Source organism: Moraxella sp. CTOTU46711 (assembly GCF_031975715.1).
GTDB lineage: Bacteria > Pseudomonadota > Gammaproteobacteria > Pseudomonadales > Moraxellaceae > Faucicola.
Genome location: NZ_DALYMP010000007.1, coordinates 29968 through 45366 on the forward strand (window position 1 = coordinate 29968; position 15399 = coordinate 45366).

11 protein-coding genes are annotated in these 15399 nt (G+C 46.4%); 8 read left to right on the forward strand and 3 right to left on the reverse strand.

Annotated features, from left to right (window positions below; all coding sequences use genetic code 11):
- Nucleotides 1-2: 2 nt before the first annotated feature.
- A complete protein-coding gene (locus tag RTJ53_RS09465) occupies nucleotides 3-728 on the forward strand; it encodes an SPOR domain-containing protein (RefSeq protein WP_312276743.1) in 726 nt (241 codons plus the stop codon).
- A gap of 60 nt (nucleotides 729-788) precedes the next feature.
- Here RTJ53_RS09465 and plsB read toward each other — a convergent pair whose 3' ends face one another.
- Nucleotides 789-3524 (reverse strand): glycerol-3-phosphate 1-O-acyltransferase PlsB, encoded by a 2736-nt coding sequence (plsB, locus tag RTJ53_RS09470; protein WP_312276744.1) that lies wholly within the window; start codon nucleotides 3522-3524, stop codon nucleotides 789-791.
- A gap of 184 nt (nucleotides 3525-3708) precedes the next feature.
- Here plsB and RTJ53_RS09475 point away from each other — a divergent pair, with 184 nt between their 5' ends.
- Both RTJ53_RS09475 and RTJ53_RS09480 read left to right on the forward strand, forming a co-directional pair.
- Nucleotides 3709-4686: an acyl-CoA thioesterase gene (locus tag RTJ53_RS09475; RefSeq protein WP_312276745.1), complete on the forward strand. Its 978-nt coding sequence runs from the start codon at nucleotides 3709-3711 to the stop codon at nucleotides 4684-4686.
- Between the two features lie 51 nt (nucleotides 4687-4737).
- On the forward strand, nucleotides 4738-5211 hold the full coding sequence (locus RTJ53_RS09480; RefSeq protein ID WP_312276746.1) for an acyl-CoA thioesterase: 474 nt from the start codon (nucleotides 4738-4740) through the stop codon (nucleotides 5209-5211).
- Between the two features lie 84 nt (nucleotides 5212-5295).
- Here the strand turns inward: RTJ53_RS09480 and ribBA are convergent, their stop codons facing one another.
- Nucleotides 5296-6408 carry a bifunctional 3,4-dihydroxy-2-butanone-4-phosphate synthase/GTP cyclohydrolase II gene (ribBA, locus tag RTJ53_RS09485; protein WP_309594135.1) on the reverse strand — a complete coding sequence of 371 codons (1113 nt, stop codon included), beginning with the start codon at nucleotides 6406-6408 and terminating at the stop codon, nucleotides 5296-5298.
- A 446-nt stretch (nucleotides 6409-6854) separates the two neighbouring features.
- Between ribBA and RTJ53_RS09490 the strand changes: the two genes are divergently transcribed.
- Entirely contained in the window at nucleotides 6855-7508 is a 654-nt protein-coding gene (locus RTJ53_RS09490) for a BLUF domain-containing protein (RefSeq protein ID WP_312276747.1), read from the forward strand.
- A 24-nt stretch (nucleotides 7509-7532) separates the two neighbouring features.
- Here RTJ53_RS09490 and RTJ53_RS09495 read toward each other — a convergent pair whose 3' ends face one another.
- Nucleotides 7533-8816: a replication-associated recombination protein A gene (locus RTJ53_RS09495; RefSeq protein ID WP_312276793.1), complete on the reverse strand. Its 1284-nt coding sequence runs from the start codon at nucleotides 8814-8816 to the stop codon at nucleotides 7533-7535.
- A gap of 554 nt (nucleotides 8817-9370) precedes the next feature.
- Here RTJ53_RS09495 and RTJ53_RS09500 point away from each other — a divergent pair.
- Genes RTJ53_RS09500 through RTJ53_RS09515 form a run of 4 tightly spaced genes read left to right on the forward strand, consistent with a single transcriptional unit; the run spans nucleotide 9371 to nucleotide 15246 of the window.
- Nucleotides 9371-11368: a TolC family protein gene (locus tag RTJ53_RS09500; RefSeq protein ID WP_312276748.1), complete on the forward strand. Its 1998-nt coding sequence runs from the start codon at nucleotides 9371-9373 to the stop codon at nucleotides 11366-11368.
- Between the two features lie 46 nt (nucleotides 11369-11414).
- Complete coding sequence (locus tag RTJ53_RS09505; RefSeq protein WP_312276749.1) at nucleotides 11415-12626, forward strand: HlyD family secretion protein; 1212 nt, start codon at nucleotides 11415-11417, stop codon at nucleotides 12624-12626.
- Between the two features lie 8 nt (nucleotides 12627-12634).
- Complete coding sequence (locus RTJ53_RS09510) at nucleotides 12635-14059, forward strand: ABC transporter permease (protein ID WP_312276750.1); 1425 nt, start codon at nucleotides 12635-12637, stop codon at nucleotides 14057-14059.
- The gene (locus tag RTJ53_RS09515; RefSeq protein ID WP_312276751.1) at nucleotides 14059-15246 is read left to right on the forward strand and encodes an ABC transporter permease; all 1188 of its coding nucleotides are present in this window, start codon (nucleotides 14059-14061) and stop codon (nucleotides 15244-15246) included. Before RTJ53_RS09510 ends, RTJ53_RS09515 begins: the two co-directional genes overlap by 1 nt.
- Nucleotides 15247-15399: the final 153 nt, after the last annotated feature.

The following is a 15399-nucleotide window of genomic DNA, read 5'->3' on the forward strand; positions in this document are numbered from 1 at the left end:
TGATGGCAAGACCCAAAGGAGCGACCCCGCGTAAAGCGCCAAGCACGATGTCGTTTTTTGCTGCCATGTTGGTGGGCATGATATTGACCGTGGGGATTGGTCTGTTTGTTTATTTGTGGAATCCATTTAACCAAGGCAAAACCACGAGCAGCGACGAAGCGCCGATGGTGCAGCCAAAGGTGCAAGACAAACCCAAAACCAATAACTACGAGTTCTATGACTTACTCAAAGAACAACAGGTCAGTGCAGTCCCCGACGAGGCCGCTGCCAGTCAGCCAGTCTCGGCTCAGCCGGATGTGGTGTTGACCCAAGCTGACAGCACCAGTGCGCCCAAATCAGCGAATGTCAGCGTGGTTGATAATCCCTTGTTGTCTGATGATAATGGTACCAAGCCACGCGCTTCAGCCAACAATAGCACGATAGACACCAGCACCGCTGCCGATGACAAAAGCAGTGCCGATGCCATTGTGATTGGCAATGAAGAGCCTACGCGGACTTATATCTTGCAAATCAATAGTTTTGATAATGCCGATGATGCCGATAAACGCCGTGCTGAAGTGCTAATGGCGGGGGTGGATGCCCAAATCGTCAAAAAACGCTTAAACAATGACCAAACTGTCTATCAAGTCATCTCTCGCGCCATGAGTAGCCCAGAAATGGCGGCACAAGCCCAGCGCCAACTACAAAATAGCCGTATTGATTCATTGATTGTCGAGCAGCGTCGCTAGGCTGATTTGCAGGCAAAAAAACCGTGTTGTGATAACACGGTTTTTTATTGTTCGGTGGAATTAAGCTTTTTTACGACTAAATTTGCGTTGCTTTTTGTTTTGCAGTTCAGTCAAGGTACGTTTGATTTCCTCATCAGTCAGTTGTGAAATTTGCTGCAAGATATGCATCACATCCATATTAAGGATAAATCGCGCGCTTTTTGCCATGGTATGAATGCGAGCATCGAACTCAATCACCCCACTAGCCGACACCGTAATATAGCCTAGACGCTCTAGCGCATCCATAAAGCTAGTAAACAAGGCACGGTCAAAAAAATCTGGCATGTCATCTTCGTATAGCACGGATAGACGCTGACCGAGCAGATGACCCAAATCAATCACTTGATCTTTGGTAAGTTTGCCTGAGCCTTGCTGACTCAGCAGCGCAAGTACCATAAAGTAGCGCTCTAGACTTTGCTCAACTGAGTTGGCAAGCACTGTTAACTGCTGATAGCTACGGGTATTCGGCTCTGGTGTGGTCAGTATGCGATGACCGTCCGCATTCACCCCTTTGTCCACGATGATGTTTTCTTCGACCAAAGTATCGATATGCTCACGCAAAGTATCATTTAAGGTGCGTAGTGGATATTTCAAAAACAACTCTGCTTGCAAGAATGGATACATGATACCTACCACCCGCTCAATGGTGCTTAGGCTCATGGTGCCATTACGCTGTATCAGTGATGCACACAGTGACGCGATGATATAAATATGCAAAATATTGTTGCGAAAATAGCTCAGTAGCGGCGCTTGACCGTCCGCAATACGAATTAAGTCACCGAGCACATGTGGGGTGCGCTCGATGAGTTTAAGCTTGACGCCATAGTTAATAATGGATTCTGGGCTTTGCTGGGTGATTGACACATCATCATCATACGGGATTTTTTCTGCGATACGTTGATACAGTGCCAACTGTTCACGACAGCTTTGCTCATCGAGTGCGCCATGGGGCGTGTCGAGCAGTACCAAAGATAGCAAAGTGACTGGGTTAAGCACCGCAGAGCGGTTGATACGCTGCATGATTTTGATACCCAAATTGTCAATCATGTGGCTGACATTGGCAGGCATATCACTATCAGTACGGTCTTTGGGTAGGGTATTTGGGGCAACGTCAAATTTTTTCATAAAATCAGCTAGATACAGCGGCTGACCAAAACTGACGTGCACATGACCGAAGATGCGCTCAATTTTTCGGCTGGCTTTTAACAAACCCAATAGCGACTCAGATTCTTTGGGTTTACCTTTAAGCTCACCCACATAAGTGCCGCCTTCCATAATACGTTCATAACCGATGTAGGTCGGGATAAAGACAATCGGTTTGCCCGCTTGGCGCAGATGGCTTTGTACCGTCATCGCTAGCATTCCTTTTTTGGGCGGTAACAAGCGACCTGAGCGCGAGCGACCGCCTTCAATGAAGTACTCAATCGGCGTGTTACGCATCAACATACTATGCACGTATTCACGAAACACCGCAGAGTACAGCGGATTGCCTTTAAAACTGCGACGCATAAAGAAAGCACCGCCATTGCGTAATATTTGACCTAGGACGGGGATGTTTAGATTCTCGCCTGCGGCAACGTAAGGCACCCGTAACCCACGTTTATAAATCACGTATGACAGCAGCAGATAGTCCATGTGACTGCGGTGGCAAGGCACATAGATGATTTCATGGTCGGATGCCAGTTCGCGTACCCGCTCAAAGTGCGCCACCTCAACCCCGTCATACAACTGTGTCCACAGCCAGGTCAAAAAGCGGTCAAAAAAGCGCACGGTTGCAGACGAGTAATCACTGGCAATCTCGTTCAAATAGCCACGTGCCAATTTTCGGCTTTTGGCGAGTTCACGCGAGTTTTCTTTGCTATCGACATTCACGGCATGCTGAATGGCAGGTGTATACAGAATTTTATCCACCACATTGCGACGGTCTGATAAGTCAGGACCTAAGATGGCTTCTTGTTGTTTATCCAGATAACCTTCTAAACGCTGCTGTACCCGTGCAGTGATGGTGTGTAAATGATGGCGGTCTTCACTAGCAGCATCAGTGGGTGCCACGCTATCGGCTTGCAGCGCAGGGTTTTTGCTGATCTCATCTTCGATAATGCCACGCAAATCTTTGGGTGGGTGAAACTGTACATAGGTATCCCGCCCTTTGACCCCGATATTAAATAGCTGTTTACTGATGGTGGGCACTTGCCATTCATCAGCCGTGAGTAGATTAAACAGCGAATCTTCTTTTTCTGGTGCGCGCCCCCACAAGATAGTGACAGGGATAAAATCAATGTGTAGCGTTGGGTATTGCTCGACGGCTTCAATCAAGCGTAATAGGCGAGGTGAGAATACGGCGCTGTCATGAGACAGTTTTTCTGTTTTATGGTGATGCAAAAAAATCATTGCGGTATTTTCATCAATACCATGCGCCCGATCGATGACATTGGCTAAGGCAGGGGGTAGGTCGTATTGTTTGGTTTCTAGGTCAATTAAAATACTGTTGCTACGAGAATACTCTTTGAGCACATAAAAGGTGAGTCGCTGGCTTGAGGGATCGCTATCGCTTGCTGGCGATAAATTATCATCGCTAACATCGGTGCTAGCTTGGCTAATATTAGGGATGTCGCCGATAAGTTTGGATTTGACGGCGAGCCCCAATAATTTGCCAGAGACTTGTCGGTATAGATTTTTTAACAGCGGGGTCGCAGCAGGATGGGTACCTTTGTTGTTCGCTTGGGTAGTGCCTGAATTTTTCCCTACGTGATTCATAGTATGCCTAGTGATTGCGTGAGTTTTTTCGTAAGTTTTTTAAAGATAAATACAAGGTTTAAAATATGTCTTATCATGCCATAGATTGATGAATTTCTAAACCTTATCACTCAAAAATTCTTGTATAATGGGTGACTTTAATCCATTTTATCTACCCAAAATAACGTTAATCATAAGAGCGTCTATGGCAAGCCAGCAAGATATAAACCATACCCATACGATTGATATCACTCACCAACCACAGGTGCCCGTAACAGCTGTAACGCAGCAGCAGTTTGAGCAGCAAGCGAGTTGGCAGCAATTAGTCACGCAGTTATTAGAAACCTTAACCCTCGTGCCATATCAAGACAGTGTATTTATTGGGCAAAGCCACGACTATGTGGGTGCGCGTATTTTTGGTGGGCAAGTACTGGGACAAGCATTGATGGCCGCCAGCCATACCGTGGAGCATTCAAAACCTTGTCACTCATTTCATGGCTATTTTTTGCGCGGTGGCGATATCAATAAGCCTGTATATTACCAAGTCGAGAAATTACGTGATGGTCGTAGCCTTGCCTCACGTCAAGTGACAGCACGCCAATATGATGACGATAACCAACCGAGCATAATTTTTACCATGATGGCGTCTTTTTCACCCTTTGAAGAAGGGCTTGAGTATCAACAAGCGATGCCAACGTATCCTGCGCCAGATGTGTTGCTGACCGAGCAGCAGCTCAAAGACCAAGTGGTAGGCAAAATCCCCGATGCCCTAAAAGCGCGCTTTATGCGCCAGCGTCATATCGAAATCAAGCCAGTACAGCCGCGTGACCCCATTCATCCAAAAATCATGGACCCTAGCCAAGCCAACTGGCTACGTATTCCGCAGCTGGGTAAACAGTCAATTCAAGTGCAACAGGCACTGCTCGCATTTTCTTCTGATTTTTATTTGATTGGTACGGGGCTGATGCCACACGGGATTAGCTTTATGACTAAAGGGTTGCAAGCGGCAAGTATCGACCATAGTATGCATTTTCACCGCCCATTTGATATGAATGATTGGTTACTCTATAACATGTGGTGTGATACCACGTCACAGTCAAAAAGCCTAAACCACGGTCAATTTTGGCAAAATGGCAAATTGGTCGCCACAACCCAGCAGCAAGGGCTAATGCGCCTGCGCTAGTGATTCAATAATTTTACCTTATATTAAATAGTAGCCGTATGAGAGAAAAATATGTCCAATCCCCCAATGAGTGATGCCGCCCGCCAGGACATCGCCCAACAAGACAATCACCCATTAAAAGGCTTTGCTGTTATCTATGAGCAAAAAGTCGAATGGGGTGATATGGATGCGTTCAATCATGTCAATAACGTGGTGTATTACAACTATGCCCAGCGCGCACGTATCCACTACCTTGAACAAGTCGATATGTTTAACTTACAAACTTATACCGTGCTCGCTTCGTCATCTTGCCAGTATTTAAATTCGGTCACTTTCCCCGATGTGCTTTGGATTGGCATTCGTGCCAAAAAAATAGGCAATACCAGTCTGACGCATGACTATGTTTACTTTAGCACGGCCCAGCAAAAAGTCGTCGCCACTGTGTCATCCGTCATTGTATTTTTTGACCAAACCGGTAAAAACAAACAACCGATTTCTGATGGTCAACGCCAACAACTTGCCGAGTTAGAAAGTCATACGGCTTAACTGTTACTAAAATCGTTAAAAAAAAGCCACAAGCTGCAATGCTCGTGGCTCTTTTTGGCTGATAAATGGCTATCTGATGAATCACTATTTGTGGTCTGGATTGGCAACGGTTTCGACCAAGTTTAGGTCAAACCCTGATAACGCGTTGAATTTGAGCGGTGATGACAGTAAACGCATATCACGCACGCCCAGATAACGTAAAATCTGTGAGCCAACCCCAATGCTGCGGTAGGGTTGGTGTTTAAGCGGTGAGTTGGGTTTGTCAGCGACAAAGTTATCGAGCGCTTCGCCCATATCAATTGCTTGCTGATGCCCAATCCAGACAAACACGCCACGCTCTGATTGGCTGATTTCTTTGAGTGAGGCATGAATATCCCAGTTACTCTTACCGCTGTTGGGTAACTGCACGGTGAATAAATCGCGCAATGGCTGGAAGCTATGCACCCGCACAGTGCTCACGCCTTCTTGAGGGTTGCCCTTGACCAGTGCCAAATGGGTATCCTCTGAATTTTTTTCTTTAAAACGATAGGCCGTAAACTCACCAAACTCAGTTTGCATAGGATAGGTCGCAACCATTTCGACCGTTTGCTCGTTAGCAATACGGTAATTAATCAAATCAGCGATGGTACCGATTTTTAAGCCATGTTCTTTGGCAAAAATCTCTAGGTCATCACGGCGCGCCATTTCGCCATCTTCTTTGATAATTTCACAAATCACTGCGGCAGGTTCAAGTCCTGCCAAGCGTGTTAGGTCACAGCCGGCTTCAGTATGACCGGCACGATGTAGCACACCGCCATTTTGTGCCACGATTGGGAATACATGCCCCGGTTGTACGATGTCTTCTGGCTTGGCAGTCGAAGACACCGCTGTTTGGATGGTTCTGGCGCGATCCGCTGCTGAGATCCCTGTGGTGACCCCTTCTGCCGCTTCGATTGATACCGTGAAGTTGGTGCTAAATTTAGCGCCATTTTTATCCGACATAAGCGGTAGATTGAGCTGTTCACTGCGGTCAGCGGTGATGGTCAAACACACCAAGCCACGCGCATGGGTAATCATAAAGTTAATATCTTCTGGGCGTACATGGGTGGCTGCCATCACCAAGTCGCCTTCGTTCTCACGGTCTTCATCATCCATCAAAACGACCATTTTGCCTGCACGGATGTCATCGATAATTTCTGCCGTTGTATTAAATGCCATAAAAGTGCCTTTGTTAGCTATTTATTGGAATAACATTGATTAAAAAACTGATTGAAAAATAGGGACAGAAAATAAGCGCTATCAGCTAGTATTGTTCAAAATATTGTCCAAATTAACCTTAACAATCACCTCATCAAACTGGGTGAAGCTAGTATGCGCGCCCATTTCTTATTTGCGCGCTATTATAGCATTAACTCAGTGAGTCTAAGCAGCGAAATATTGATAGCCATACGCGCTGGTAGCGCACGCAGATATAAGACTAGGGTAAATTAGTTGAAAAATTTAACAAAAATTGGTGATTTTGTATAATTTTTGAGCAAAAATTAAAAAAAACTGGTATATTATTACTTAATAATTAATAAAAATTACATTCTTAATACGTTTGAAGAAAACGCTATTAAAAAGTCATAGACGTCTAACCGATTTATTTATCTAAGGATCCTGTGATGTCAGTCTTTTATCTTATCTACACGAGCAAAATTACCTTACAAGCAAGTTTGCATACGATGACGTTGCCTGATATCTATCGTCAGTCAGTCGCGCGCAACACTCAGGCAAATGTCAATAGCGTACTATTTCTCAAGCAAGGCAATTTTCTACAATATATGGAAGGTAGTGAGCACACTATCACCCAGCTATTTGACAAAATCAAAGCCGATAAAAGACACAAAAATATTCACGTTATTGAACAGGGACAAGCGCCCAATGCGCTGTTTGGGCATTGGAAAATGCACTGCATCAATTTAGATAGCGTCAATGATATGGATGATGTCGATGATATTAGCCCCCTGCTAGACTATTTTGAAACTGGGCAATTTGATAGCGCCAGTGTGCCAAGGTTACTTGCAGATGTAGAAAACTATTATCGTTCGGGCAAATGGCAAAGGCATCAACATACTAACTTTGATAAGGGCAGTTATAGCCATGCCAAGCTGCGTCGATTGGGCTTTAAGCATCGCTATTTTTTGTGGATTCAGCTTGGATTTTTGTTGGTGTTTTTATTGCTGGTGATATACTGGGTATTACAGAATAGGGTTCATTTGGCTGCGCTAAATCATCCATTGTCTGCTTTGACGGGTTTTTTAGCCGCCGCGCTTTAATCATCGCTCTTCAATGATTACCCTTTAGCCACTGCTCTTTAACCACTGTATAAAGGCATAGGTTTGCTGTTCTTTGGCATTATCAGCAAAGTCAAACAACCGTGTGCCCATCAAATTATCAGGCAGATACTGCTGTGGGTGGTAATGGTTGGGGTAGTCATGCGGATAGATATAATTGGCGCCATAACCTTCGGCGCGCATCAGCTTGGTGACGCCATTACGCAAGTGTAGCGGTACAGGCGATTGGTCATTTTCAGCCAGTCGCATCGCCTTATTGATGGCTTGATAACTAGAATTGGACTTCGGCGATGTCGCCAAATACACCACCACTTGCCCCAAAATAATCCGCGCTTCAGGCATACCGATGCTCTGCACACTTCGCAGGGCGGTATCGGCAAGTAGTAACGCATTGGGATTGGCAAGTCCGATATCCTCACTTGCCAAAATCACCAACCGCCGCGCAATAAAGGCAGGGTCTTCGCCCGCTGTCAGCATCCGCGCCATCCAATACAGTGCCGCATCAGGGTCGCTACCGCGGACTGATTTAATCATCGCTGACACTAGGTCATAATGACCATCACCTGATTTGTCGTAGCGTACCAAGCTTGCACCTGCCACCGCGATCACATTGTCATCAGTCACCACAATCGGTGATTGGCTGCCTTGCTTAAAATTGGGGCTTGATTGAATGGCGAGTTCAAGTAAATTTAACGCCTTACGCGCATCGCCTTGCGATAGCGCAAAAATCGCTTGGCTTGATTGTATTTCAATCTTAAATTGTTGAAAAACTGCATCATCGTCAATGGCACGTTGTAGTACTTGACTGATTTCACCTTCGCTCAAGGGGTTGAGCCGATATACTTGGCAACGAGACAATAGCGCATTGTTGACACTAAACGAGGGGTTTTCGGTGGTCGCACCAATTAAAGTAATATCCCCTGACTCAACTGCACCGAGGAGTGCATCTTGCTGGGCTTTGTTAAACCGATGAATCTCGTCAACAAATACCACCGGTGGCTCGCCAAACAAGCCATCATCTTTTGCCAGCACTTCACGCAGCTCTTTGACCCCTGCATTGATAGCCGAGAGCGGGCGAAAAGGACGACCCACTGCATCGGCTAATAGCATGGCTAGGGTGGTTTTGCCAATGCCTGCTTCCCCATGCAAAATAATCGATGGCAAGTAACCTTGCTCAACAATACGGCGAATCGGTGCATTGGCACCGAGCAAATGGGTTTGTCCGATTACCTCGTCAAGCGACTTTGGGCGGACACGTTGGGCAAGGGGGATTTGAGCGAGTTGATTCATCATTAAGGTATAAGTTTAATTGGATTACTTAGTCGAAGGTCTTCAGCGATTTCACTATTTTTTAAATTGGGATTACAGCTAAGTGCGGTACTTATTTGGTAAAAGTAACTGCATCAAAAACAACGAGGGTTTTTTAAGAATTTTAGCATGCCTAAATGACAGCGGTAAGCTAACTTGTTTGATTTGTGTGACTACTTGGATTGAGAAATATTTTTACTTTGTTAAATAAAAATAAACAGTCATGATGCGAGGCTTAATGAGCCATATTTTAAAAAAAACTACAATATTGTTAATATGACAAGTGTAGATTGACGGGTCATTTTTTTCTTTTTACAATCTCATACTTTAGTTAATATTCAAACTGACAGTTAGTGCTCACTTTGGTATTTCATTAGTATTTAATAAGACAGTTTTTTAATAAGACAGTTTTTTATAAGACAGTTTTTTGGTAATACGGGCATCATAACGGCGACCGCATCAATTACTAGGGTAATTGACGGCTTGCGGGGTTGTTATGTTGCGGCAAAGCCATAGGCAAGTTATTAGCGAGTCGTATGAAATTACATCAATCCATCAAGCCATCGACTTACCCAGTAAGCCATCATCTGCAGCCACTATCACGCGTGCTTACCCTGTCTGCGTTTACGGTGGCAATGGTTTCGTTGAATTTGTCTTTATCTTTGGCTGCGACTGCTGCGACCACGGTCACCAAACCCAGCACTACCAAAACGACCCCGACAAAAACTACAACAAAAACCACCACCACGACCACAACAAAAACCACCAAAACGACCAGTACCCCCCCTAAAAATGCTAACAAGCCGCCTGTTAAAACATCAGCTAAAATATCGGCTAAAAATTCTGTTAAAACATCGGCTAAAACCACACCAGCAGCGGCAACTACAAAGCCCACTAGCAGATTGCAGCCTAGTACCAGTGGCGACACCGCAGAGTTTACGCCGGTAATCAATACCCCGCCCAACCCTGAGCCTGTGCTCAATGCTAGCCCTGTCACGGACGCACCATCAGCAGACACGCCATCGAAAAAAACCGCGACCCACTCCAATGAAGTCAAAGGGGGCAAAGCGGCTGGGCTCAGCTACGATCCTACTATCAATAATGGGGTGCCTTATCCGCCAAGTTATGGCTTGGATGTGCCCAGTAATTTGACACTGGCACAAGCGCAGCAGTACCTAGTCAAAGTATCACCCAAAGTCGCGGCAGACAATGCGGCAATCGTGAGTAATGAGCTGCGAGCTGAGTCAACCAAAGGCTTGAACAAACCGATTGTGTATCTGGGTGCCAGTGCCACGCATGTACATGTGGATGACAATATAGATACCACGGGCATTAAAAACAACCTAGCCAATGCCATTGACAACGCAGTCAATAACAATATTGGCAATTTACCCATCACCTTGCCACTGCCTAGCACCCCTGTCGATATCGGTGGCTTAATCACCGATCCGATTCCCAATAGCATCCCTGTCAATGTCGATAAAAATAGAACAGGTGCAAATGTCACCGTGCTATGGTCTGCCTATAACGGACACAAAACCGAAGCAGTGACCAGTTTGCTTAATGGTATGACGGATGAAAGCCGTGCCGATGCTGATTTGTCACTGGATGAACAATACACCACGCTTACCAAACGCTATTTTCAAACCCAGCTTGCCATCATGGCAGCGTATCTACGCGCCGATGCGCTCAATGCGATTCGTGCCACCGACCATGCCGCTCAGCGCGCACTGGATGTGGGGCTGATTTCAAAAGTCGAGCGTTTGGAAGCCAAAAAAGCCTTAGCGGATGCCGAATACGAAAATAGCAAAGCGCTGAACGATGCTGAGCTTGCCATGACCGCGCTACAGCGGTTACTGCGGACGCCGTATTTTATCAAACCGACATCGCCTTTATTTGTATCCACCAAGCCGTTGCCGCCACTGAGTTATTTTCAGCAGCAGGCTAAAATGCATCACCCAGGGTTTGATAAGGTCGCCGCCAAGTACAACCAAGCCAAAGCGCTGCATGAATTTAGTGAATCCGCCTACAAACCCAATGTCACCGTCTTTGGTCGCTCTGAAATCGACGCTGACCCAAATTGGATTGCCGGGGTGTCTGCCAACTGGAAATTGTGGGGTGGGGTAGATCGCCGCACCAGTACCCAATCTAGCCTTGCCAAGCTGCACCAAGCCGAATTTAGCCAAGTGGATGTCAATGATAATATTATGTTATTGGTAGAAAAAAATTGGCAAACAGTCAACAATGCACGCGATAATTTCATTGCCTTAAATACCAATATTGAACTCGCCAGTGAGATGCTGCGCTTTCGTCAGCTTGGCTTTAAAGAAGGCGTCAATACGGCCGTAGAAGTGATGCAAGCCGAAGCCAATTTGGAAAAAGCCAAAACCGAGCAAGCCAAAGCGGCAAATGATTATGTGCAGGCAATGGCAGACTTGATGCAAAGCTGCGGTACGCCGCTAGAGTTTAACCGTTATATGCAGGCAGCGGATGTCAAGCTACCCGCGATTTATTTTGAGCATCGTAAAAACTAATCAATTATTTTAACCCTTGTCTTTATTTCACCAGTAGGCTTACCGTATGGCTGATCCACAAAACCCAACACCAGACAATGCGATGGACAACGCTAAAGACAACACTTTGGACAGCGCTGCGGATAATCCTAATGCAGCGATGAACGCCCAAGCTGCTGATGAGCCGCACGCACAGGACAGCCTGTCAGCCGCTACGACGGATAGCCGTTACGTGCCGCCCAACAAAAAACCCAGTAAAATTCGCACCATCATTATAGCCTTGATTATCCTTGGGCTGATTGGACTGGTCGCATGGGGGCTAATCAAAGACAAGCGCGAAACGCGCAGCGAGCCTGTGACCATCCAAGGGCATATAGAAGTAGAGCAAACGCCTGTCGCTGCCAAAGTTGCCGGTCGTATTGCCAATATTTATGTCAAAGAAGGCGATGAAATTAGCGTCGGCACACGCCTGATTGATATGGATAGCCCGGAAATCAATGCCAAGGTGGAAGAAGCACAAGCAGGCAAAGAATTAGCCCAAAGCCAACTGGACAAAGCCAACAATGGCGCAAGACCGCAAGAGATTGAAATGGCAAAATACCAGTACGATGCTGCCCAATCCGCTGCTGACCTTGCCAAAGTCACCTATGAGCGTATCAACCGCCTAGCGGCAGAAGGCTTGATGTCGCGGCAAAAACGTGACGAAGCCTATACCAACTATGTCGCCAGTGTCGATAAAGCCAAAATCGCCAAAGCGCAATATGAGTTAGCCAAAACGGGCGCGCGCAGTGAAGATAAAACCGCCGCGCAAGCGCAAGTCAGCCAAGTAGAAGGCAAGCTTAAAGAAGCGATGGTTGCCAAAGAAGAAGCCAATCTTAAAAGCCCGATTGCCGGTATCGTGGACAATGTGATTGTCAAACCAGGTCAAGTGGTTGGACAGGGCGTACCACTGATGACCATTGTCGACCCCAAAGACCAATGGGTCGTGCTTAACGTCACCGAAAATAACCTAAACCATTTTGCAGTCGGTAGTGAATTTAGCGGTACTGTTCCTGCATTATCGGTCAACAATCAGCCTTACCGCCAAGTGTTTAAAGTGTACGCAAGTTCCGTACTATCAGATTTTGCCACGTGGCGCCCGACCAACAGCAAAGACGGCTTTGATATGCGTACCTTTGAGATTCGTGCGCGCCCGAGCCAGTCAGATACACGCCTAAGACAGGGCATGACCGTATTGGTTGATATACCGGCAAGCCAGCAGCCAACCCAAACACAATGAAGTCAACCATGATATCAAAACTGACATCAAAACTGACATCAAACAAGCGCTCTAAACCGTCAACGACATCGTCCGCTGTGCCAAATGCTAGTGGCAGTGTCAGTGCTAGGGCTAGTGACAATGACCATGACCATCAAGTGTATGCGCAGTTTGATAAGCGTTCAGGCTTTGTGCAATTCTTTGCGGCGTTTTGGTACAGTGCGCGCCGTGAATGGGATTTTTTGGTGCAAAATCGCTGGGATTTTTCCTTGATGTTTTGGATGCCCATTGTGCTGATATTTTTGGTCTGGTGGATTTTTAGCAAAGGCATGGCAGTCGGGATTCCGATTGCAGTCATAGACAATGACCACTCCGCGCAATCTGCGACGATTATCCGTTATATTGATGCAACGCCTGAAGTGGCAGTGGTCAAAAGTCTTCATAGTGCCGCCGCCGCTCAGCAAGCCATCGAGACTACCGATGTCATGGCGGTGGTTGAAATTCCAGAGAATTTTTCAACCAATCTACTGGCAGGCAAAACCTCGCGCTTGCTGCTCAATGTCAATGCCCAGTATGGCACGCATTCAGGTATGATACAAAAAGCGGTACAGACAGCAGTTAGTACCTTTTCAGCAGGCGCAGAGATGCAGCGGCGAGTCGCCATTGGCGAAGATGTCACTGTGACCAAAACCAGTTATGCACCGATACAATCGCAAAGTGTGGCATTGTTTAATACCGCCAATAATTATCAGCAATTTTTGGCGGTCACTGTGGTACCAGCCTTGCTACATATTTTGTCAATGGTGATTGGGGCGTCAACTGTCGGGCGAGAGCTGGTTGACAAAACGCTAGGTGAGTGGTACCAGTCGCTAAAATCCCCCAAATTTGCCAGTAACTATGCCTTTAACCGCCCCTTTAACCCTAACCAACCTGTGACACTGGGGCACGAAAAACCCAAACTATCGCTGATTATCGCAGGGCTCAATGGCAAATTAATTTGGGCGATGTTTGCCTATACGCTTTGGGCAGCGGTGGCATTGACCTTGGTGATGCAAATTTTCCCCATTCGTTTGGCGTCGGTGGCGATTACCTATCTGATATTTTTAATGTTTATGATGGTGTCGTTCTGGCTTGGGGTGATTGTCACAGTAGGCACGTTTTCGTATCGTCAAGGCTTGTCATTTACCGGCTTTATCTCAGCGCCGTCATTTGCTTTTTCAGGGGTGACGTTTCCATTTTTGGCGATGAGTCCTGCCGCACAGCGTTGGGCAAATGCCCTGCCATTAACCCATTATCTCAACTTGCAGACCGCCCAATTACAAATGGGCGCACCGCCATCGTTTGCCTATAGCAGCTTTATGGGATTTTTTATTGCCGTCATGATTACCTTGTTGTTAGCCGCGTTGTTGACCAAAAAGGCATTGCTGAAGCCTGAAAAATGGGGGCAACGCTGATGCCCACCCAGACAACGCCCGGCAAAGTCGACGTAAGCAAAGCCCCAAACATTTGGGAGCGCGGTTTTTTGCTGCAAGTTTTGCATGTATGGCGCAGCGTGTTTCAAGACAAAGGGGTGCTTAGTATGCTACTGATTGCCCCGGTTATTTATGGCTTTTTTTATCCGTGGCCGTATTCAAAAGAAGTGGTGCGTCATGTCCCTGTGGCAGTGGTGGATTATGACCATTCAAGTCTATCGCAAACCATAATCAGCTACGCCCAAGCTAATCCGCGCATCCAAAGTACCATTGTAAACGATGAAAACAGTGCCAAGCAGCTGATGTGGCAAGGCAAAATTGCAGGCTACATGGTGATACCCTCGGGACTGTATCAAAAAGTGACCACAGGACAACCTGCTAAGGTGAGTATCCTTGCCAACGGTAACTATTTTTTACTCAACAAACAAGTACAATCTGGGTTTTTAGAAGTCATCGGCACCGTGTCCGCCGGGGCGAAAGTACAAAAAAATGTCGCCATCGGGCAAGATATCACGGTTGCCAAAAACAATATTTCCCCTGTTGCGCTGACGATTAATCCCTTATACAACCGTACCGAAGGCTATGGCAGCTACATTGTCCCTGCGGTTGCGATATTGATTCTGCAGCAGATGTTTTTGATGGGCACAGCAATGCTAGTGGGTACTTGGGCAGAGCAAGACATGCACCGCGCTTCGATGAAAACGTGGCTTGCGCGAATATTGGGCTTAGCGTGTTTTGGTTTTGTGCTCGGCTGTTTTTATTATGGCTGGGTATTTTCCAACAATGATTATATCCGTAACCAAAATCTGACGGGTTCACTGGTACTGCTTGCCCTGTTTTTCCCCGCGGTAACGGCACTGGGCTGTCTACTTGGGGTGTGGTTTGGGGCGCGAGAACGGGCGATGCAAATCTTGGTCGCAAGTTCAATGCCGATGCTATTTGTCTCAGGGATTTCATGGCCGTATCAAATGCTGCCTGAGCCACTGCAGTATATACGCTGGGTGTTGCCTAGCACCTCTGGGATGAATGCATCTGTGATGCTGAACCAAATGGGCGTGCCACTGGCGTATGTCAACGTGTATCTCATGGCACTCATGATGATTTTCTTGGTTTGTTTATTGTTGCTACTTTTATTAGCGAGTAAAGAAAGTGAATCGTTAGCAGATTAATCCTTGCCAACGGTTATTTTCTTCATCATGCGGTTATTTGCCAAATTTGCGATGCGTGTAGCAAGCATCCATCATCTATCATTTGATAAACTTTTCGATAGCACATTGACACAGATGGGCAATCCGTGGTTATCTAGCACAATGAATACAACA

Excerpts from the sequence above, each read along its gene's own strand:
- RTJ53_RS09465 (WP_312276743.1), top strand. The coding sequence starts at position 3 with ATGGCAAGACCCAAAGGAGCGACCCCGCGTAAAGCGCCAAGCACGATG.
- plsB (WP_312276744.1), bottom strand. The coding sequence starts at position 3,524 with ATGAATCACGTAGGGAAAAATTCAGGCACTACCCAAGCGAACAACAAA.
- RTJ53_RS09475 (WP_312276745.1), top strand. The coding sequence starts at position 3,709 with ATGGCAAGCCAGCAAGATATAAACCATACCCATACGATTGATATCACT.
- RTJ53_RS09480 (WP_312276746.1), top strand. The coding sequence starts at position 4,738 with ATGTCCAATCCCCCAATGAGTGATGCCGCCCGCCAGGACATCGCCCAA.
- ribBA (WP_309594135.1), bottom strand. The coding sequence starts at position 6,408 with ATGGCATTTAATACAACGGCAGAAATTATCGATGACATCCGTGCAGGC.
- RTJ53_RS09490 (WP_312276747.1), top strand. The coding sequence starts at position 6,855 with ATGTCAGTCTTTTATCTTATCTACACGAGCAAAATTACCTTACAAGCA.
- RTJ53_RS09495 (WP_312276793.1), bottom strand. The coding sequence starts at position 8,816 with ATGAATCAACTCGCTCAAATCCCCCTTGCCCAACGTGTCCGCCCAAAG.
- RTJ53_RS09500 (WP_312276748.1), top strand. The coding sequence starts at position 9,371 with ATGAAATTACATCAATCCATCAAGCCATCGACTTACCCAGTAAGCCAT.
- RTJ53_RS09505 (WP_312276749.1), top strand. The coding sequence starts at position 11,415 with ATGGCTGATCCACAAAACCCAACACCAGACAATGCGATGGACAACGCT.
- RTJ53_RS09510 (WP_312276750.1), top strand. The coding sequence starts at position 12,635 with ATGATATCAAAACTGACATCAAAACTGACATCAAACAAGCGCTCTAAA.
- RTJ53_RS09515 (WP_312276751.1), top strand. The coding sequence starts at position 14,059 with ATGCCCACCCAGACAACGCCCGGCAAAGTCGACGTAAGCAAAGCCCCA.